15 protein-coding genes are annotated in these 19742 nt (G+C 57.5%); 7 read left to right on the top strand and 8 right to left on the bottom strand.

Annotated elements, in window-relative coordinates:
* Window positions 1–234 precede the first annotated feature (234 nt).
* From HUV30_RS07975 to HUV30_RS07955, 5 genes are all read right to left on the bottom strand, one after another.
* The gene (locus tag HUV30_RS07975) at window positions 235–1242 is read right to left on the bottom strand and encodes an ABC transporter ATP-binding protein (RefSeq protein WP_174404912.1); all 1008 of its coding nucleotides are present in this window, start codon (window positions 1240–1242) and stop codon (window positions 235–237) included.
* 23 nt (window positions 1243–1265) lie between these two features.
* Window positions 1266–2231: an ABC transporter ATP-binding protein gene (locus tag HUV30_RS07970; RefSeq protein ID WP_174404911.1), complete on the bottom strand. Its 966-nt coding sequence runs from the start codon at window positions 2229–2231 to the stop codon at window positions 1266–1268.
* Window positions 2228–3145: an ABC transporter permease gene (locus HUV30_RS07965; RefSeq protein ID WP_174404910.1), complete on the bottom strand. Its 918-nt coding sequence runs from the start codon at window positions 3143–3145 to the stop codon at window positions 2228–2230. The genes HUV30_RS07970 and HUV30_RS07965 overlap by 4 nt, the downstream gene beginning before the upstream one ends.
* Before the next feature lie 19 nt (window positions 3146–3164).
* Window positions 3165–4139, bottom strand: a complete 975-nt coding sequence (locus HUV30_RS07960; protein ID WP_174404909.1) for an ABC transporter permease — start codon at window positions 4137–4139, stop codon at window positions 3165–3167.
* 314 nt (window positions 4140–4453) lie between these two features.
* The gene (locus HUV30_RS07955; protein WP_174404908.1) at window positions 4454–6025 is read right to left on the bottom strand and encodes an ABC transporter substrate-binding protein; all 1572 of its coding nucleotides are present in this window, start codon (window positions 6023–6025) and stop codon (window positions 4454–4456) included.
* A gap of 186 nt (window positions 6026–6211) precedes the next feature.
* Here HUV30_RS07955 and HUV30_RS07950 point away from each other — a divergent pair, with 186 nt between their 5' ends.
* The gene (locus tag HUV30_RS07950) at window positions 6212–7372 is read left to right on the top strand and encodes a M20 family metallopeptidase (protein ID WP_174404907.1); all 1161 of its coding nucleotides are present in this window, start codon (window positions 6212–6214) and stop codon (window positions 7370–7372) included.
* 307 nt (window positions 7373–7679) lie between these two features.
* Here the strand turns inward: HUV30_RS07950 and HUV30_RS07945 are convergent, their stop codons facing one another.
* Genes HUV30_RS07945 through HUV30_RS07935 form a run of 3 tightly spaced genes read right to left on the bottom strand, consistent with a single transcriptional unit; the run spans window position 7680 to window position 12777 of the window.
* On the bottom strand, window positions 7680–9035 hold the full coding sequence (locus HUV30_RS07945; RefSeq protein WP_174404906.1) for a sigma-54-dependent transcriptional regulator: 1356 nt from the start codon (window positions 9033–9035) through the stop codon (window positions 7680–7682).
* Entirely contained in the window at window positions 9032–11431 is a 2400-nt protein-coding gene (locus tag HUV30_RS07940) for an ATP-binding protein (protein WP_174404905.1), read from the bottom strand. The genes HUV30_RS07945 and HUV30_RS07940 overlap by 4 nt, the downstream gene beginning before the upstream one ends.
* Window positions 11428–12777 carry an ABC transporter substrate-binding protein gene (locus HUV30_RS07935; protein WP_174404904.1) on the bottom strand — a complete coding sequence of 450 codons (1350 nt, stop codon included), beginning with the start codon at window positions 12775–12777 and terminating at the stop codon, window positions 11428–11430. The genes HUV30_RS07940 and HUV30_RS07935 overlap by 4 nt, the downstream gene beginning before the upstream one ends.
* A 687-nt stretch (window positions 12778–13464) precedes the next feature.
* On the opposite strand from HUV30_RS07935, the gene HUV30_RS07930 reads away from it, so the two are divergent.
* From HUV30_RS07930 to pyk, 6 genes are all read left to right on the top strand, one after another.
* Window positions 13465–14406 (top strand): Bug family tripartite tricarboxylate transporter substrate binding protein, encoded by a 942-nt coding sequence (locus HUV30_RS07930; protein ID WP_174404903.1) that lies wholly within the window; start codon window positions 13465–13467, stop codon window positions 14404–14406.
* A 6-nt stretch (window positions 14407–14412) separates the two neighbouring features.
* Window positions 14413–14883 carry a tripartite tricarboxylate transporter TctB family protein gene (locus HUV30_RS07925; protein WP_174404902.1) on the top strand — a complete coding sequence of 157 codons (471 nt, stop codon included), beginning with the start codon at window positions 14413–14415 and terminating at the stop codon, window positions 14881–14883.
* Between the two features lie 12 nt (window positions 14884–14895).
* Window positions 14896–16377 carry a tripartite tricarboxylate transporter permease gene (locus HUV30_RS07920; protein WP_243452116.1) on the top strand — a complete coding sequence of 494 codons (1482 nt, stop codon included), beginning with the start codon at window positions 14896–14898 and terminating at the stop codon, window positions 16375–16377.
* A gap of 83 nt (window positions 16378–16460) precedes the next feature.
* A complete protein-coding gene (locus tag HUV30_RS07915) occupies window positions 16461–17114 on the top strand; it encodes a DUF47 domain-containing protein (RefSeq protein ID WP_174404901.1) in 654 nt (217 codons plus the stop codon).
* A gap of 9 nt (window positions 17115–17123) precedes the next feature.
* Window positions 17124–18281 (top strand): inorganic phosphate transporter, encoded by a 1158-nt coding sequence (locus HUV30_RS07910; RefSeq protein ID WP_205245205.1) that lies wholly within the window; start codon window positions 17124–17126, stop codon window positions 18279–18281.
* A 17-nt stretch (window positions 18282–18298) separates the two neighbouring features.
* Window positions 18299–19720: a pyruvate kinase gene (gene pyk / locus HUV30_RS07905; protein ID WP_243452115.1), complete on the top strand. Its 1422-nt coding sequence runs from the start codon at window positions 18299–18301 to the stop codon at window positions 19718–19720.
* Window positions 19721–19742 lie beyond the last annotated feature (22 nt).

The raw sequence follows: 19742 nt of genomic DNA, 5'->3' as shown, positions 1-19742 counted from the left end.
TCCAAACTGGCGGGTCGCACCTCTGCTTTCGTCTGTCCCTTGCACATAGGCCCCGACCACCTTCAGCCTACCCTCTGTCTGCCATGACGTATCCGTCATGATCGCACGGGCCTCAGGCACATGACATTCGGGTACGAGAACTCAGTCTACCCCAGACTGACCTACCCTCGCCAGCCACGTAAAAAGCCCCGCCAGTAATTGACGGGGCTTCGTTCTTTCCTGTGCCGGAACGTGCTATTTCATTGTCGCCAGATGGCAACAGGCGCGGCGGCCGGGAGCAATCTCCACATCTTCGGGGCGTTCCTGCCTGCAGATATCCATCACCTGAGGACAACGCGGATGGAAATGACAGCCGGACGGAGGGTCCAGCGGCGAGGGAATTTCCCCTGCCAAGGGCGTGAAGTCCACACCTCTGCGGTCAAGCCTAGGCACCTCGTTCAGCAACGCCTTGGTATACGGATGGAACGGCGCATCAAAAAGTGCATCCACAGGGGCCACTTCCACAATGCGGCCAAGGTACATGACGGCAATACGGTCCGAGATATGCTCCACAACGCCAAGGTCGTGGCTGATGAACACGCATGTCAGGTTCAGTTCTCGGCGCAAATCCATGAACAGGTTCAGAATCTGCGCCTGAATGGAAACGTCCAGCGCCGCCACCGATTCATCGCACACCAGACACTCCGGCTGCACGGCCATGGCACGGGCAATGCCTATGCGCTGACGCTGCCCGCCCGAGAACTGGTGGGGATACCGGTTCTTGTAGCTGGGATCGAGCCCGCAACGCAGCATCACCTCGTTCAGGTAGTCATCAAGCTCCCCGGCCGTGGTCAGCCCGTGAAACAGGGGCGCCTCACCAATGATCTTGCGCACACGCATGCGCGGATTCAACGATGCAAACGGGTCCTGAAAGATCATCTGCACGTTCACGGCATATTCTTTGGCGTCCCTGCCCTTCAGCAGGTCCACGTCGGTACCCTTGTAATAAATATTGCCACCGCTGCGGGGCAAAATGCCGCACAGCATGCGCCCCAGCGTGGACTTGCCGCAACCGGATTCGCCCACAAGGCCGAGCACTTCACCCGGCATGACGGCAAGGTTCACGGCATCCACAGCCTGCACGTGCTCCTCGCGCAGTCTGGAGCCCAGCGCACGGGCTATGCGCCCGGCAAAATCCAGCTTTTTCGTAAAGACACGGCTTACATTCTCGCAGCGGAGATAGGGAATATTCGATTCACTCATAGTCTGTCTGTCCTGCGAGTTTGTCACTTGTTGGGATGAAAGCAGCGCACACGGCGACCTTCGGCAATGTCCGTCATTTCCGGTTCCTGCAGGCAGACTTCCGTTGCCTTGGGGCACCGCATGCGAAAGGCGCAACCCTCCGGCAGATTGATGAGAGACGGTGTCATGCCCGGAATCTGATACAGCGGCTCACCACGGTGGTTCCTGCTGGGCACGGAGCCCACAAGCCCTTCGGTGTAGGGATGCAGCGGGGCATCCAGCACCTCCGTCACCTTGCCTTCTTCGATGATGCGTCCGGCGTACATGACGGCCACCTTGTGGGCCAGCCCTGCAATGACGGTCAGGTCATGGGTGATCCAAATCAGCGCCATGCCGGTCTTGCGGCAAAGCTGCTGCATCTCGGCGAGAATCTGGCTCTGAATGGTCACATCCAGCGCGGTGGTAGGCTCGTCCGCGATGATCAGGTCGGGACGGTTGAGCAGGCCCGTGGCAATGGCCACGCGCTGACGCATGCCGCCCGAAAACTGATGCGGATACGCCTTGATGCGCTCCTCGGGGGACGGAATGCCCACCATGCCAAGCGCCTCAACAGCACGCCTGCGGGCCTCGTCTCTGGAGACGTTCTCATGCGCCCGCACAGCCTCTATCATCTGAGTATCAATCCGCAGAACAGGGTTCAGCGTCATCATGGGGTCCTGAAAGATCATGGCGACCTCGGAACCGCGAAACTTCTGCCATTCACGAGGGGACTGATCCAGCAACTCCCTGCCCTTGAACAGAATGCTGCCGCTCACGGTTCTGCCGGGAGGATCAACCAACCCCATGATGGAAAAGCCCGTTACGGACTTGCCGCTGCCGGATTCACCCACAATGCCGACAACCTCGCCCTTGTCCACAGTGAGCGAAATGCCGTTCACTGCCTTGGCCACACCCGCGCGGGTGAAAAAATGGGTATTGAGGTCTTTGATTTCGAGAAGGGGAGTACTCATTTCTTCAACCTCGGATTCAGAACGTCACGCAGCCTGTCGCCGACCAGATTGATGCTCACGATGAGAATGAGCAGCGCCACGCCGGGATAGAAGCTTATCCAGTAATATCCGCTCTGCATGTATTTGAAACCGTTAGAAATAAGCAGGCCGAGAGAGGGCTGCGTAATGGGCATGCCAAGACCGAGGAAGGAAAGCGTTGCCTCCAGCGCAATGGCCCCTGCCACCTTGACCGTGGAAATGACAATGAGCTCCGGCATGCAGTTGGGCAGCACATGTGTAAACATGATACGCCGCAGCGGCAGGGCAAGACATTTGGCCGCCTCCACATATTCCTTGCTGCGCTCCACGATCACGTTGCTTCGTATGGCGCGTGCGTAATAGGCCCACTGCACAATGACCAGCGAGAGGATGATCTTGTCCACCCCCTTGCCCAGAATGGCCAGCAGGATAAGCGCCACGAGAATGGCCGGAAAACTGAGCTGCAGGTCAACAACGCGCATGATGAAGGCATCCGTCTTGCCGCCCACATACGCGGACCACAGACCGATTGTCGCCCCCATGACCAGCGCGATGAGCGTGCTGACCACGCCCACGCCAAGACTGATGCGCAGCCCGTAGAGGATGGCGCTGTACATGTCGCGCCCCTGCGTGTCCGTTCCCAGCACATAGGTTATGGAGCCGTCGAAAGAGGATTCACCGGGACTGAGCTTGCCGTCCATAATGTCGATGGTCATCAGGTCGTACGGATTCTGCGGAGCGATAAGAGGTGCGGCAAGCGCCACAATGATGATGGCGATGAGCACGATAAGCCCCAGCGCCGCCACACGGCTTTCAAAATATTCCTTCACCGCCAGCAGGAAGAGGGACTCTTCTTTCACTTTGTCTGCGGTGGCTGCTGTATTGGTAGTCGTCATATGGTCTTCCTGTGCGGAACTATCGTTCCTGTCCCAGCCGGACGCGGGGGTCGAGAATCGAATACAAAATGTCCACAACAAGGTTGATGATGATGAACATGGTCACGGTAATGAGCAGATAGGCCACGATGATGGGCCGGTCGAGCACACCGATGGAATCTATGACCAGCTTGCCCATGCCGGGCCATGCAAAAATGGTCTCCGTCACCACCGCAAAGGCGATGAGGTTGCCAAGTTCCATGCCCAGCACGGTCACCACCGGAATCATGATGTTCTTCATGACATGCAACCCGATGATGCGGGTATTGCTCAGCCCCTTGGCGCGGGCGAATTTCACGTAATCCATCTGCAGATTCTCCTGCACTCCTGCCCGGCTCAACCGTATGGCAAGCGACATCTTGAACAGGGCAAGGTTCATGGCGGGCAGGACCAGATGCGAGAAGCCTTTCCACGAAAGGAAGCTGACAGGATAACCGAGCACATCCACTGTTTCACCCCGCCCGCCAGATGGCAGCCAGCCCAGATGAACGGAGAACAGAATAATGAGCATGAGCCCCACCCAGAAGGTCGGCAGGCTGAAACCGAGGATGGAAAAACGCATGATGTTGCGGCCTATCCAGTTATCAGCCTGAATACCCGCAACCATGCCTAAAGGTATGCCGAAAACCACAGCCATGAACATGGCCGTGAATGCCAGCTCAAGCGTGGCGGGCAGGCGCGCAAGAATAACTTGCAATGCCGGTTCGTTATAGACAAAAGACTTTCCGAAATCCCCCTGCAGGGCACCTTTCAGAAAGACGAAATATTGTTCCCACAGGGGCTTATCCAGCCCGAGATCTTTTACGGCGCGCGCGTATTCTGCAGGGGTGGCGTCCGGTGCGATAAGAATATCCACCGGATTCCCAATGTAGAACACGCCCACGAAGACCAGAAGAGACATGACGAGCAGAACAACAGCGCTCTGCGATATACGTCTGATAAGAAAGGCGAGCATAAAAGGTGACGCTCCGATAAGGTCAGGAAAGGGACCGCGCGCCTGCTGCAACCGGAGTGGAAACCGAAAGAACACAGCGAATAGACGTATACATGCACCGGACAACCGGACACGCGGATCGGGATATAGACCGGAGGGATGACACTTCACCCCTCCGGTCACATAGCATACATAGTGAGGCCGGACAAAGGAATTGAGGTGCAAGGAGCACGGAGCGATCACCGTATCCTTCCCCCCTCCTTTGCATCCGTATGGATACTCCGGCCACCTTCAGGCAATAGTCGGGGAAAAGGCAGCCCTCTCCCCGTTGCGGGCTATTTTACTTCGGAAATCTCGCGCGGCAGCGTGTAGCTGTCGGTGCGGCCGTTGTAGTTCAGGCCCTTCTTCATGCCCCACACGTTCACCTGATAATGGATAGGCACGATGCCCACGTCGTTCAGGCCGAGTTCGGTGGACTTGATGATCAGCTCATTGTGCTTGGCAGGATCAACGGTCACAAGGGCTTCTTCCAGCAGTCTGTCCACCTCGGGATTGGAATAACGGCCGCGGTTGGAAGCGCCGAAGCCCTTTTCCTCATCATAGGTGTGCAGCAGCGAGGCTACGCAGTTGGACTGCTCGCCGGTATCCGTTGCCCAGCCCATCAGCATAAGGCTGAATTCAAGGGCCGAAGCACGGGAGAAGTACACGCTCTTGGGCATGGTGTTCACTTCGGTCTTGATGCCCACCTTGCTCAGCATCTGGGCAACGGCCTGCGCGATGTCGGCATCGTTGACGTAACGGTCGTTGGGACCGTGAATGGTGATCTTGAATCCGTCAGGATAGCCCGCTTCTGCCAGCAGGGCCTTGGCTCCCTTGGGATCAAATGCTTCGGGCTTCAGCGTGGTGCTGGTGCCTTCGTACCCGTCCGGAACCATCTGAGCAGCGGGAACGGCAAGACCTTCCATGATACGCGCCACAATGGCATCGCGGTTGATGGCCTTGGAAATGGCCTTGCGCACGCGCACGTCCTTCATGGGGTTCTTGATCACGTTACCGGCGTTGTCGGTCACCATGGGGGTTTCGTCGCGGTTGGAGTCGAGATGCAGATAGATGAGACGGGTGGAGGGACACTTCACCAGTCGCAGCTTGGCATCGGCTTCGAGATGCTTCACGTCAGCGGGGGGAACAAAGTCGATAAGGTCAACGTCACCGGCCTTGAGGGCTGCCACACGGGTACCGTCGTTGCTGATGGGCTTGACCACAATGGTATCCCAGGGCTGCTTTTCGCCCCAGTAGTTATCGTTACGGGCAAAAACGAGGCTGTCGCCGCGCTTCCATTCCACCAGCTTGTAGGGACCGGTGCCTATGGCAGCCTTGCCGGAATTGAAATCGGAGGTGGAAGCGCCTTCACCGTACTTCTTGGAGACAATATTGAAGGCCGCAAAGTTACGGGGCAGAAGCGGTGCGGGAGCATCAGTGTGGAAACGGATGGTGTGCGGATCGACAATTTCGATCTTGGTAACAGCAGACACCATTGCAGCGAAGGAAGAGGGGCTGTTGGGAACGTTGGGAATACGTTCAATGGTGAACTTCACGTCTTCAGCGGTGAAGGGGGAACCGTCATGGAAGGTTACGCCTTCACGGAGTTTGAATTCCCATACGTTTTCGCTCACCGGCTCCCATGACACAGCCAGACCGGGTTCCAGCCTCTGACGGGAATCCTGTCGAATGAGCTTGTCGAAAAGCCAGATTGCCTGCATGTTATTGGCCTGCACGTTGTGGAAATGCGGGTCAAGAGACGTGGGTTCGCCCTTCATACCCACTGTCAGTGTCTGGGCATAGGCACCGGAAACGCCGACGGTCAGCAGTGCGAGGGTGATGAACGTAGCCAGTAATTTTTTACGCATGGGACTCTCCTTGCTAGGTGATTTCACTCAAACCTATCAAGCCTTACTTGTTTTCAGCTTGATCTTCAAGGAATTTTGATTGATTGAGCACCCTCACAATGATTGCGGGAATACGCAGTTTCCACTACCACAAACGGAAGAAAGAATACATTCAGCCCCCTACCAACAACCACAGGCAGTTGCATAATGATTGAAACCATCAAGGACTATCTGGCACGTCATGAAGGAGAAATGCTGGCCCTGCTCGAAGAGCTGGTGCTGACAAACAGCCACACCCCCAACAAGGCCGGTACCGATGCGGTGGCAACCATCATGACAAAGGCCGCGGAAACAGCCGGTTTTTCGGTTCGCCGTGAGGCCCGCGCGCAGGTCGGCGACAACATCGTCATCGAAACAAAGCCGCGCACCCAAGGTGGAAAAGGCGTGCTGCTGTGCGGACATATGGACACCGTATTTCCGCCTGAGATGGGCTTCAACACCTTCACCCGCAAGGGTGATACGCTTTACGGTCCCGGCGTTGCGGACATGAAGTCCGGCCTTGTCGCAGGGCTTTACGCCCTCAAGGCGCTGGATGCCGCGGGCCTGCTCAAGGACATGCCTGTTGCGTTTATTTGCAACTCGGATGAAGAGACCGGTTCCACGCATTCTTCCGAACTTATTCTGCAGGAAGCGCACAAAAGTGATGTGGCGTTGGTAATGGAAGGGGCAGGCGATAACGGCGATCTGGTCATAGGCCGCAAGGGGCGCATAGCCTTCGACCTTGTGATCAAAGGCAAGGCAGCCCACGCGGGCAGCGCAGGCCCCGACAAATCGAGCGCCATTCTGGAGCTTGCCCGCCAGATTCAGCAGTTGGAAGCCCTCAACGACCCGCAGGCAGGCATATCCCTCAACGTAGGACATATCGAGGGCGGCACAGGTGCAAACACCGTGTCTGAACACGCCACTGCCGTGGTGGAATTCCGTTATCGGGACGAAGACAGCAGAACCCGCATGTGGGACACCATTCAGCGCCTGGCCGCCAATCCGCAGACCAACGGCACGGAATGCACCCTCGCCATCAGGACCATGCGTCCGGCCATGCCGACCAACGATGCCATACTCGGCCTCTATGCCCTTGTGGAAGGCATTGGCCGTGAACTCGGCATTCCCGTAACCAGCATGCAGCGCGGCGGCGGTTCCGACGCCAACTTCATCGCTCAGACCGGCATTCCGGTGCTGGACGGACTCGGCCCCATCGGCGGCAAGCTGCATACAACAGATGAATACCTGCTGGCAGACACCATTCTGCCCCGCACGCTGCTGGCTGCCGTGTCCATCCGCAAGGCTTTTGAAGCATACTGCAAATAGTACGGGTCAAAATTGACCCATCCTGCACAAGCAGGCCGCATGACAAGACAAAGGCCCCGTCTGAATTGACAGACGGGGCCTTGATTTAATGGCAACCCCTCGTTTTCAAGAAACTCGCAACCCCGTCAAGCCGGAACTGAGATCCCCAAAACGGATTTCCATCGCGTATACGAGGTGCAGAAACGTTAGGTTCCTGCCCGGTGGAGCCCAAAGACAGAACTGTTCTCGTCAGCAGCCTGATGCCCCGTCTGAACTGACAGGTGGACCTTTTCATGCAATCGGGCGCCCCTTCCACCGGCCTGTCCGGCTATTTCTGCAAGCCGTATTTCTGCATGCGCAGATACAGCCGCTTGCGGGGAATACCCAGATACTGGGCTGTTTTTTCGATCTTCCCTTCGTTACGGGCAAGGGCTTCTTCAATCACCTGCTTTTCATACTGCTCCATCAGGTCGTCCAGCGGAGCAGCCTTGTCGAAAAGGCGGGGAGAATCGTCGCCATCATCACTCAGATGCGCCGCGGAAAGATCGAGCGGCAACCCCAGAACCAGCTGCTGCGCCACGTTGCGCAACTCGCGCACGTTGCCGGGCCAGTAATACTGCTGCAGCTTGCTCATGGTTTCGGGAGAAATTTCGGGAATGGCCCTGTGGAACCGCTCAGACATGATGCCCATGAAGTGGCGAAGCAGCAGCATGATGTCTTCTGTCCGTTCCCGCAGGGGTGGAATGGCCACCCGCGCCACGTTCAGGCGATAGAACAAGTCTTCGCGGAAGGCGCCGCTGCGCACGGCCTCGCGCAGGCCGATCTTGGAAGCGGCAATAACACGATAATCAACGGCAATGCTCTTGTTGCTGCCCACGCGCTCCACCACGCGCTCCTGCAGGGCGCGCAACAGCTTGACCTGAATGTCCAGCGGCATGGATTCCACTTCGTCAAGGAACAGGGTGCCGCCCTGTGCCTGCTCTATCTTGCCGATGCGCCGGTTCATGGCACTGGTAAAAGCGCCCCGTTCATGACCGAACAGTTCACTTTCCACCAGATTGGCAGGAATGGCACCGCAGTTCAGCGCCACAAAGGCCCCTGCCCTGCGGGCGCCGCATTCGTGCATGGAACGGGCGGTGAGTTCCTTGCCGACCCCTGTTTCACCAAGCAGAAGCACGTCCACATCAATGGTGGCAAGGCTGGCAACAGTCTGCCGCAACTGCTTGATACCCGGAGAATTGCCCAGAATGCGGGATTCCAGATCAAAACTGGTTTCCAGCTGCTGTTTCAGGTTGCGGTTTTCAAGGCAGAGGCGGCGTGCGTCCAGAGCGCGTCTGGCCACGTCTATCAGATATTCAGGCGGTGCGGGTTTTTCCAGAAAATCGTACGCGCCGAGGCGGATGGCTTCCAGCGCCATGGGCACATCGCCGTGCCCCGTAAGGATGATCACGGGCAATTCGGGAGCCAGTTCCTTGATCCGCCGCAGCAGCTCAAGCCCATCCATTCCCGGCATTCTCACATCGCTGATAACGACACCCAGCCAGTCGGGGGAGATTTCGGTCAGCACTTCATCGGCAGACTTGAACGTGCGGATGGCATAGCCCTCCAGCTCAAAGGTCTGCCGGCAGGCCTGCCGGATCTCCGCTTCATCATCTACGAGAAAAACTTCACCTATTGTTGTCATACCTGCTCATCAACCTTCTGGAATGAAATGACAAACCGGGTACCGCCGGTTTCTGCGGCAGAAGCCTCTATGGCTCCGCGCATGTCCTTCACGATATTATAGGAAATGGAAAGTCCCAGCCCGAGCCCCTTGCCCACCTCCTTGGTGGTGTAGAAGGGGTCGAATATGGCCTCGCGAACTTCGGCGGGAATGCCGGGGCCGCTGTCCACCACCTCAATGGCCAGCCAGTTGCCGCGCTCCACGATATCCAGCGTGATGCGCCTGTTATCCTGCGGTTGCTGCGACACCGCATCCACGGCGTTGCCCACGATATTCACAAGCACCTGTTCAAGCCGTATGTCTTCCGCAAGAACAATGTGGGGGCGGTTTTCATAATGCCGTTCTATGACAATGCCCTCATCCGCTATTCTGCGGTTCAGCAACGAAAGCGCATGATCCATTGCCGGAACAACATCCACCGGCTGCAGCTTGTTGGAAGGCAGACGCGCGAACGACTTAAGATGGTTGATCATCTTGGCCATGCGTTCGCTCAGTTCGCTGATCTTGCCGATATTCTCTTCGTGCATGTCCAGCTGCCCGCGCTGCAGCAAGAGCCGTGCGTTGTGGATGTAATAGCGGATGGCAGAAAGCGGCTGGTTGAGCTCATGGGCAATGCCCGCGGACAGCTGCCCCAGAGCAGCGAGCTTGCCCGCCTGCACCAGTTCATCCTGCACCCTGCGCCGTTCCTTCACTTCCTGACGCAGGCGCTCATTGATACGGCTCAGGTGGTCTGTTTTGATCTTCACCCGTCGGCGCAGCAATTCTTCAGCTTTTTCACGCTCGGTCACGTCATTCATGGTGATCATGAGCCGCCGCTGCGAGCGCTGCTGAATGGGCCGCACCACCATTTCCACGGGGAACTCGCTGCCGTCGCTTCTGACGCCCAGACAGAGCACCTGAATCTGGTCCGTGCCACCGTTGAAGGTAAAGGCGATCGCTTCACGCAGGGGCGCCCTGTCCCTCTCTGAAAGCAGGAAAAACAGCGAGCGGCCGGTCATACCGCCGGATTCCACGCCGAACAACGTGGCCGCCATGGGGTTGAAGAACCGTATTTCCCCGTCAGGCTCGACGATTACAAGGCCTACGGCCGCATTATCGATAATGGCCTGCGCATTGGCTTCTTCCACCGTGCGGGCAGTATCGCGAAAAACGCGCAGCGCTGCTGCCATCTGCCCTATCTCATCGCCTCCGGCCTCGGGCACGGGGTGGGCAAGATCACCATGGGCAATGGCCCGCATGCTGTTGGCAAGGGCGTTGAGCCGCGCAACAATGCTGCCGCGCACATAGAACCACATGACGCAGGCTGCTATGACAAGGCTCAGGAACACAAGCCCGAGCTGCGACCATGTGGCGCGTTCCAGCTTGCTTTTGGTCACTTCGGCAGCCTCAAAGGCTTCCTGCTGGCTGTGCTCGACAATGGATTCGATGGAACTTCTGAGCAGTCCCACAATGCGCCGGTTGTCGGCGAGCATGGTCTGCCCGTCCGCCTCTGCCTCGAGAATCTGCTTCTTGATGGCAAAAACACCTTCCGGCCCTTCCGAAAGGGCAATGATCTCAGTCAGGGAATGGCGCAGGGTAAGGGCGCTGGCCTCGTCGGAAAATGCCTCCAGCGCCAGCTTCAGCGCGGTGCCGGTATCGCGCGCAAGGGCGGCGAGATTATCCACCTGCGCCTCGCGCTCGGACGAAGACGCCTGCAGAAGCAGACTCACCAGCAGGTCCCCGTTGTTGCCCATGCTTTCAACGGTTTTCTTGAGGCTGCGGGTTGTGCGCAGGCGAATCATGGCGGCCTGCCTGTTGCCCTTACCCGCCGCGCTTATGGTGCGATCGAGTTCGGCATCCAGATTGTAGTTCAGATCCTGACCCAGCGGCTCTATCTCGCCAAGCAGGTCGGAATACAACCAGCGCAGGCGCTCCATATTCTTCAGCAGCACATCTTCAAGGCGCAGACGGTCGGCAACGCGCAACTGCAGGGCAAACAGATTGTCCGTGAGCTGCTTTACCAGCTGGTCCAGCTCGCTGGCCACCTGCGGGTTGTTCTGCTCAAGCACCCCGAGCTCGCGTTTAAAACGCACAAGCAGACCATCAAGGTCGGTCCGCACCCTTGCCTGCTCCTCTTCATCCGCCGCAGAGGCAAGGCTGGGAGCAACGGCCATGATCTGACCGCCTATCTCGGCAAAGTTGGCAACCTGCGCCAGTTCCGGCAACTGGCGTTCCGTAATGTTGGCAAAGATATCACTGGACCGTTCCAGCAGAAAAAGGGCGGTGAGCACCGCAAGCACGGTCACGGTCGCAATTGCGCCGAAGGCCATGAGCAGGCGGGCCCATATGCCGAAGAATAACGGGATGTTCTTTTTCATTTCTTGACGGATACTGTGTCCAGCAATTCCTTGGCTTTTATCAGGCGTTCATTTACGAAACGCTGCCACTGTTCTATCTGTCCCTGCATCACCGTTCCCCCCGTTCTGGCAGAAGAAGGTGAGGAGAATATTCCGGCAAACTCCGCATCACGGCTCTGCGCCTCGGTTACGGGAATCTCGCCGAGCAGCGCATAGACCTTCTCCCGCACATTGGCCACAGCCGGAGTATTCGCATCGTCCTGCTTGCTCAGCGTTATGAGCCGTTTCCAGATTCTGCGCCGCTCCGGCAGCTTGAAGGTAATGAGTTCATCAAACATCCTGTTCACCAGCCCATATCGCAGCTGCGCCGTATACGCATCGTACGGGCGGGATTTTCCGGCCTTGATAAGCGCCAGCAGTGCCGACGATTCAAGCTTGCCGCTGTCATATATGGCCTGCGATACCGGCAGGCGGTTCACGCCCGGCATGAGCAGTATGTCCTGCCCTTCCGGTGAAAGCACAAAATCGATGAACAGTTCCGCTTCCTTCGTATTGGCACCGTTCTTCAGGGCGGCAATGCTCGCCGCAACCAGAAAGACCGGCTCACCGTAGCGGAACGAAAGATTGGACATATCCTGCGGACGGCCGAGAATATCGATCACCAGCCCCATGCCGAACAACCCGCTTTTCACCCCTTCCGGCACGCTGAAACTCCGCGCGGAAAGCGTGACCAGATTGCCCGCTATGTGCATAAGGTGCGCCCAGCCTTTCTCCCAGCCCATGCCCTGCAGCAGGGTTTCCACGATAAGGTGGGTGGAACCGGACTGCGTGGGCGTGGACATGGCCATGTGGTTGTAATAGGCCGGATTCGCCATGTCTGCCCACCCTTGCGGGGGCTTGAGCCCCTCTTTCCGCAGGTAGGACTGGTTCCACATCCACCCTACACCGGAAAGGGCAAAGCCGAAGTAATACCCTTCGGGATCATCCACCGACAAATCCCCTGCAAACAACACTTTATGCTGCCTGCCCAGAGATGACCGCCGCAGCTTTCGCGAGCTTTTCAGTATCTCGAAGGCATCCGGCGATGACGACCAGAACAGGTCGAACTGCCTGCTGTTGCCCCTGACCACTTCATCAATGGCCGAGGTCGTCTTCTTGTTCAGAATGGCGACCTCTATATCAGGATGCAATGCATTGAACCGTTGTATGAACGGTTCATAAAACGCAGGCGAAAACGATGTTAAAATCTGAAGGCGCGCGGCAACGGCCTTCTCGGGAGCTGCCGCAAGGGCGACTCCCATGAGCAGAAGCAAAGCCAGCACCCGCTTCTTCCACCCCACATTGTGCTCCACACACAAACACCCCATCGACAACCTCCCTCGCTCCCTCGACATGCCCGCCCCCTCACTCCTCAGGGACAGGACGCAACCATATACAAACACCCACACAGCCACACTGCAAACATCACACCGTTCACACATAACCGTGTTACCCGGGGCCTTCCGCGACGGTCACCGCCCGTTCCCGAGTCCGGACCGCACCGACTCTCTTCCCTTCCAAGACCTGGGCAACGCCGCTGAGGGGTCCGTAATATACAAATAAAAAAGCGGGTTGCGGCAGCAACTCCGCTCAAGTCCTGTCGCAGCCTTACGTTCTGGCCGCCCCTGAAACGCACGGAAAAACAGAACAGCACGCCAATCATTATATAGCGGCAACAATCCCCCGGTTGACCGCTTTGCCCCGGTGGTCAAACCGATTTCGGGTCAAAACAGGATCGGATGAGTCAAAATTGACACAATTTTGAAACTCCCGCAACCCTGACCCATCGCTCTCACAAAATGCATAATAAAAACAATAACAGCATGTTAACCATAAAAACACCTCTTGGCACGGTCCTTGATCTATAGGGACCGCACCCAGTGAAAATCAGGGCAGCACAACAGACCAACAACGCTGCTTCTACATTCATTCATTGCGGGCTCGGCCTGTTGATGGGCAACCGGTCGACGTTGTCACGAAGGTTTCGTTTGCTGAGAAACATTCAAGGAGGAGTTATGAGAAAACTGTTTGCGTTGCTTCTTGCCATGGTGTTCGTCTTCCCGGCATATGCTTTTGCCGAGTATCCGGAAAAGCCGATCACCATCATCGTTCCCTCCAAGGCTGGTGGTTCCACTGATACCACCGCCCGTATCTTCATCAACGCTGCCAAGAAGTACTGGAAAGGTGCCGACTTCGTAGTGCAGAACGTGCCCGGTTCCGGCGGCCAGAAGGGTTTTGAGCTCATCGCCCGCTCCAAGACCGACGGCTACACCATCGGTATGCTCTTCACCACCCAGGTCGTTTCCCACATCGTGGCCAAGCGCGCCACCTACACCCTCGACAGCTTCCACCTCATGGGCAACACCGTGGACGATCCGGTTCTGATCGCCGTTCCGCTGGAAAGCCCCATCAAGGACCTTGCTTCCTTCATTGAAGCCGCCAAGGCAAAGCCCCTGACCGTTGCTGTGAACGGTATCGGTTCCGACGACTTCATCGCTGCCAAGAAGTTTGAAAACCGCACCGGCACCACCTTCAATCTGCTGCCCACCAAGGGCTCCACTGAGCAGAAGGCCATGATCCTCGGCAACCACTGCGATGCCAGCTTCATGAACCTTTCCCAGATGCATTCCCAGCAGAAGGCCGGCACCGCACGCATTATCGCAATGCTGACCGATGTCCGTTCTGACCTGCTGCCCGAAGTGCCCACCGCCAAGGAACAGGGCGTTTCCGTATCCATGACCGCTGTTCGCGGCTTTGCAGCTCCCGCCGGTATCGACAAGGAAATTCAGGACAAGCTTGACGACCTGCTCGTAAAGGTCAACAGCGACCCCGACTACATTTCCGACTGCGAAAAGAACGTGTTCAGCCGTCTGCCCATGAGCGGCAAGGACTTCCGTTCCTACCTCGACGAGCTGCAGGTTGAAACCCAGACCTTCTACGATAAAAACCCCTGGTAAACTATCATGACTAGAAAGCTTGCTGAGTTACTACTGCTTGGCGGATTTCTGGTACTGGCGGTGCTGCTTTACAGCAGCACCGCATCCTACCCGCAATCCGTTCAGGGCTCCACGGCCGAATACGTACGATTCCTCGGACTCTCTCTCGGTATCCTCTGTGTTGCCGAACTGGCACTCTCTGCCAGAAAGGCCAGACGAAAGGACAAGGATGACAGCAGCAACAAGAAGCTGGTTATCGCGGATATGCCCGTGCGCTTCTGGGGTCTGCTCGGCCTGCTCGTCCTCTACACGCTGACGTTTGAATACCTCGGGTTCTATCTTGCTTCCGGCCTGTTCCTGCCCATTGCCATGTATCTGCTGGGAGCCAGAAGAATCCTCTCCATCGGACTGACCACTGCCGGGGTTCTCGGCTTCATATACATTGTCTTCGAAAGACTGCTGGGCGTCTTTATGCCCGCATGCAGCTTCTTAGGATAAGGGGAAGACCGTATGATGATCCTCGACGCTTTCAATGCACTCATGGCCCCCGCAGCCCTGTTTGCCGTTGTTATCGGCACGGTTGCCGGCGTTGTCGTGGGTGGCATGCCCGGCCTTACCGCAACCATGGCGGTGGCCCTGCTTATTCCTGTTACCTTCACTCTTGAACCGCTTGTCGGTCTCGTGCTCATGGGCGGCGTATACTGCGGTGCCATGTATGGCGGCTCCATTCCGGCCATTCTGCTGCGCACGCCGGGTACTCCCGCCGCCGTGGCAACAGCTATGGAAGGCTACCCACTCACGCAGCAGGGGCGCGCCGGACTCGCACTCAAAGTCTCGGTTATCTCGAGCTTCTGGGGCGGCACATTCTCCACGTTCATTCTGCTCATCATGGCTCCGGTGCTGGCCATTTTTGCTCTCTCTTTCGGCCCGCCGGAATACTTCCTGCTGGCACTTCTGGGCCTTGCCGGCATCGTTTCCATGGCTGACGAAGAAAGCGGCCTTATCAAGTCCATCATCTCCGGCCTGCTCGGCCTGATCATCGCCGTTGTCGGCACCGACCCCATCTCCGGCATGCTGCGCTACACCGGCGGCCTTACCGACCTGTTTGAAGGCGTCGCCTTCATGCCCGCGCTCATCGGCATGTTCTCCATCGCGCAGATGCTTGCCCTCACCGGCAAGAAGAGCGTGGTGGAAGGCACGGCAGATGTCGGCGCAATCAAGAACGAACCCATGCCCAAGGGACTGTGGAAGTACATCGGCCTCGGTTCCGTCACCGGTACCATCGTCGGCATTCTTCCCGGTGAAGGCGCAACCATTGCGGCCTTCCTGTCCTACAACGTGGCAAAACGCCGCTCCAAGAACGAACACCTGTTCGGCAAGGGCAACCCTGAAGGTATCGCCGCTGCAGAAGCCGGCAACAACGGCTGCGTGGGCGGCTCGCTGGTACCCACGCTCACTCTCGGCATTCCCGGCAACAGCGTTGCTGCGGCACTGCTGGGCGGCCTGCTGGTGCACGGCCTCATCCCCGGTCCCGAGCTTTTCACCAAGCACGGCACCATGACCTACGCCTTCATTTTATCGCTCTTCCTTGCCAACATTGTGTTCCTCATTCTCGGCCTGTACATGGCCCCCCGTTTCGCCAAGATATCCCGCACTCCTGTTGAACTGCTCATTCCCACCGTGTGCCTGTTCTCGGTGCTCGGCTCCTACGCAATTCACAACAGCGTGCTCGATATCTACCTGTGTCTGCTTTTCGGTGTTGGTGCCATCATCCTGAAGAAGACCGGCTTCTCTCTGGGAGCCCTCATTCTCGGTCTGATTCTGGGCCCCATTGCCGAAACCGGATTTGCCCAGGGACTTATCATGGGCCGCGGCAGCTTCTCCATCTTCTTTGCAAGCCCGCAGGCCATCGTCCTCTGGATTCTGACCCTGTTGCTCCTCGTTCCCCCGCTGATCAACATCGTCAAGAAACATCGCGCTGAAACCGCCTAGGCGAAATTCCCCGCTCCGCCTGCGGGCGGAGCGGGGAGCGCCTTTGAGTCAAAAGTTATTTGCAACACGCTAAGGGTCCTGTCATGTCTTACGGTGGAATATTACGCAAAAAAATCGGCATTGAGCACAAGGTTGACGCATTTCTCGATCTGGTGAGCGAATCCGGTATCATCTACAAACGCGGCATCGATTCCTACACGAGCCACAATCTTGATGCTTTCAAGGGCCATCTCGAGAATATGGTGGAAACAGAGCGTCAGGCCGACGTGCTGCGCCGATCCATTGAGGATCTGCTTTACCGCCGCACCCTCATTCCCGAATCCCGCGGCGACGTGCTGCGCCTCATTGAAGGCATGGATTCGCTGCTCGGCCATTTCAAAGGCTCCATGTTCCGCTTCGAAATTGAACGGCCCAATATGCGCGAAACGCTGGTGAAAGACCTTCTCGCTCTCGTTGAATGCGTGGTAGAGGCAGTTGAAGCGGTTACCTGCTCCATACGATCTTTCTTCAAAAATATTCTGGCAGTTTCCGACCATCTGCATAAAGTGTCCTATTGGGAAGCGGAAGCAGACAAGATTTCTACCAGACTGCAGACCGCCATTTTCAGAACGGAAAACCTCGAACTGTGCGAAAGCCTCCAGTTGAGCGCCTTCGTCCGCCACGTGGACGCCATTGCGGATCAGGCTGAAGACATGGCCGACAGCCTTGCCATATACGTACTCAAGCGCGCGTTCTAGGAGCACAGAGTGTCTCTCTTCTTTCTCTCGAGCGGAATGTTTCTGGGCTGGTCCCTCGGCGCAAACGATGCTGCCAACGTGTTCGGCACCGCCGTGGGCTCGCGCATGGTCAAGTTTCACACTGCAGCCGTCTGCTGCAGCCTGTTTGTCTTGCTGGGTGCGGTCATAAGCGGTGCGGGGGCCTCTGAAACACTGGGCAAACTGGGAGCGGTAAACGCTCTGGCAGGCGCGTTCGTGGTGGCCTTTTCCGCTGCCCTGAGCGTGTACATGATGATACGGGCGCGGTATCCCGCCTCGACATCACAGGCCATCGTGGGTGCCATTCTCGGCTGGAACTTCTTTTCCGACACCCCCACGGACACCATAGAGCTGACCAAGATCGTCATGACCTGGGTTGCCTGCCCCACGCTGGCTGCCATAACGGCCATTGCCTTCTACAAGCTTGCGGCCTTTGTCATTCCGTCCTGCAGGATCAGCCTGTTCAAACTCGACAAGTGGACCCGCTACGGGCTGATCGCCGTGGGAGCTTTCGGTTCCTACTCTCTGGGAGCGAACAACATCGCCAACGTCGTGGGCGTATTTGTTCCGGTATCCCCTTTCGGTAACGTCACGCTCTTCGGGGTAATTCCGCTCAGTTCCGCCCAGTTGCTCTTTCTTATCGGCGGCATAGCCATTGCCGTCGGGGTGTTCACCTATTCCAGACACACCATGCAGACCATCGGCGGGGGCATATTCAAACTTTCTCCCGTCATGGCGCTTGTTGCGGTATGGGCGCACTCGGTTGTGCTCTTTGTGTTTTCTTCGCAGAGCCTTGAGGCTTTTCTCAGGGGAATGGGCCTCCCCACCCTGCCTCTGGTTCCCGTTTCCAGTTCGCAGGCCATTGTGGGCGCAGTGGTGGGCATGGGGCTGCTCAAGGGCGGACGGGGCATCCGCTGGCGCACCGTGGGCGGCATTGCCTGCGGCTGGGTAACCACCCCCATTATTGCAGGCATTGTCTGCTTTATCTGCCTGTCCATTCTGCAAAACGTATTTCAGCAAACCGTGTACGACGACACGTTGGCCCAGAAACAGCCCGCCATCATTGAAACCGTTGCACCGGAAACCGTCGGCACAAGGCATGAGTTGCCCGGCGCAGTGACGGTGCAGCCTTCCGAACCACGCTCATGACTACAAGGATGGGTATCATGAAAACCAAAATCATAGCCACACTCGGCCCCGCATCAACCAAGATAGAAATTATGCGGGCGATGGTGGAAAACGGTGTGCGCATCTTCCGGCTCAATTTCTCCCACTCCAGCGCAGACGGCTTTGTGGAAGCGCTCAAGCTCATCCGCCAGCTGGAGCAGGAACTGGAAACCCCGCTCACGGCCATGGGCGACCTGTGCGGTCCCAAGACCCGCATCGGTACCGTTGCGGATTCTCCGAGACAGATCAGCAAGGGCGAAACCATGCTGCTTGGCGTGCCCGAAGAGGCAGCCGCTGCCGAAGGCCGCCTGTTCCTTCCGCTGGATTTTCCCGAACTGCTCATAGGGCTTGAAGAGGGCATGCGCGTCATTCTTGCCGACGGTCTGCTGCAGCTCAACGTGACCAAGGTTCTTGCCAAAGATCGCCTGTTCGAACTGGAAGCCAAAAATGCCGGACTGCTGACCTCGAATAAAGGCATCACCTTCCCCGGCAAGTTCCACCCCGTGGCTGCGCTCACCAACAAGGACCGCATAGACGTGTGCGAAGGTCTTGCACTGGGACTGGATGCCTTTGCCATCTCCTTTGTGCAGACTGCACAGGACCTGCGCGACCTGATTGAAGAGATGGAACGCTGCGGCCGCCGCGTGCCCATCATCGCCAAGATCGAGCGCCAGAACGCCGTGGATAACATTGAATCGCTGCTGGAACTGGCAGATGCCATCATGGTTGCCCGCGGCGACCTTGCGCTGGAATGTCCGCTCGCCGAAGTGCCGACCATTCAGAAGCGCCTTATCCGCGCCTGCCGCCATGCGCAGAAGCCTGTTATCGTAGCCACCCAGATGATGCTCTCCATGGTGAACAACGTGGTGCCCACCCGTGCGGAAGCATCGGACGTGACCAACGCCATGGTGGACGGTGCGGACTGCGTCATGCTCTCCGAAGAAACCGCCATCGGCGCAAATCCGCTGGAAGTTGTCAAAACCATTCACGAAATATCCGTTGCAGCCGAAGGCTACTTCCACGAACGGATGCAGACCCCGTGGCTGCCCCGCGAAGGTTCGAACAACGGTAAGCACATGGCCTATGCATCCTGCCTGCTGGCGCAGAACTTCGGGGCCGTGGCACTGGTGTGTCATACGGAAAGCGGCCTTACCGCCCGCAACATATCCAGCCGCCGTCCGCGCCACGAAATCCATGCACTTTCTCCCGTGGTATCCACGGTGAAGGCGCTGAACTTCGTTTGGGGCGTAAGCCCCTTGCTGTGCACCGAGGCAGAGGCACGCCACACCACCCGCCTGAAGAACTTCGTGCACAATTCGCCCAAGTTCAATGACGGTGATGTTGTTGTTCTGAGCACGCATTCCGCCGACCTCACGCTCTCCGAACCGCGCACCAACAAGATCGAAATCTTCCAGAAATAGTCATGGCAGCTCCCCTGTCCGC

The sequence above is a fragment of the Desulfovibrio subterraneus genome (genome assembly GCF_013340285.1).
GTDB classification, from domain to species: Bacteria; Desulfobacterota; Desulfovibrionia; order Desulfovibrionales; family Desulfovibrionaceae; genus Halodesulfovibrio; species Halodesulfovibrio subterraneus.
This window is presented reverse-complemented; position numbering and strand designations above follow the sequence as displayed.